Source organism: Vibrio sp. 1641, from assembly GCF_033339995.1.
GTDB classification, from domain to species: Bacteria; Pseudomonadota; Gammaproteobacteria; order Enterobacterales; family Vibrionaceae; genus Vibrio; species Vibrio alginolyticus.
Genome location: NZ_JAWOVP010000130.1, coordinates 1 through 770, shown reverse-complemented (window position 1 = coordinate 770; position 770 = coordinate 1). Strand labels below are relative to the sequence as shown.

The 770-nt window shown below is 46.8% G+C and carries 1 protein-coding gene and 1 pseudogene; both read right to left on the bottom strand.

The features are described from left to right. Positions 1-56: 56 nt before the first annotated feature. Positions 57-629 carry a uracil-DNA glycosylase family protein gene (locus R7Z47_RS24605; protein ID WP_069507435.1) on the bottom strand — a complete coding sequence of 191 codons (573 nt, stop codon included), beginning with the start codon at positions 627-629 and terminating at the stop codon, positions 57-59. A 6-nt stretch (positions 630-635) separates the two neighbouring features. Then, positions 636-770 (bottom strand): annotated as a pseudogene (locus R7Z47_RS24600) (D-2-hydroxyacid dehydrogenase); the annotation flags it as partial.

Sequence of the window (770 nt, the reverse complement as noted above, 5' to 3'; positions counted from 1 at the left end):
TTGTTTGTGTTTCAATTTTCTTGTTCAGATTAACTAGCAATTAGATCATCGGTAACTCAAAGCATCGAGTGAACGCGCTGTTGGATATAGGGAACGACTTCCGACTCAAACCATGGATTCTTCTTTAACCACAGCGTATTGCGTGGGGAAGGGTGTGGTAGAGGAATAAACTCAGGTTCCCAATCTTGCCATTGCTGAACGGTTTGCGTGAGAGTTTTGGGCTTGTTGGTGAGGTAGTACTGCTGAGAGTACTGACCAATAAGCAGAGTCAACTCTATATTGGGGAGCTGTTCGAGAATCTTTTTGTGCCATGTAGGAGCGCACTCTTTTCTCGGTGGCAGATCTCCCGAGTTACCTTTACCCGGATAGCAGAATCCCATTGGTACAATGGCAATTTTATTCGGGTCGTAGAACACGTCTTTGTCGATATCAAGCCATTGGCGCAGTCGGTCACCACTTGGATCATTCCAAGGTATCGAAGTGCTGTGGACTTTTGTTCCTGGCGCTTGGCCAATAATCAGAATGCGTGCGTTTTTACCGGCTTGAACCACAGGGTTGGCTTCGAGAGGTAAACTCTCAGCGCAGATCTGGCACGCGCGCACTTGTTGGAGTAGATTCTCTAGAGACATCTATCTTTAGTACCCTTTCTCGAAATCCACTTGATTGTTTAATGAGAAACCATCGCGCCAAAGTCGGTAATTGTCGGCAAAAATGTCGACCACCTGTTCAGGAAAGCTCAATGCGGCAATGTGTGGCGTGATGGTCACTTG

Excerpts from the sequence above, each read along its gene's own strand:
- R7Z47_RS24605 (WP_069507435.1), bottom strand. The coding sequence starts at position 629 with ATGTCTCTAGAGAATCTACTCCAACAAGTGCGCGCGTGCCAGATCTGC.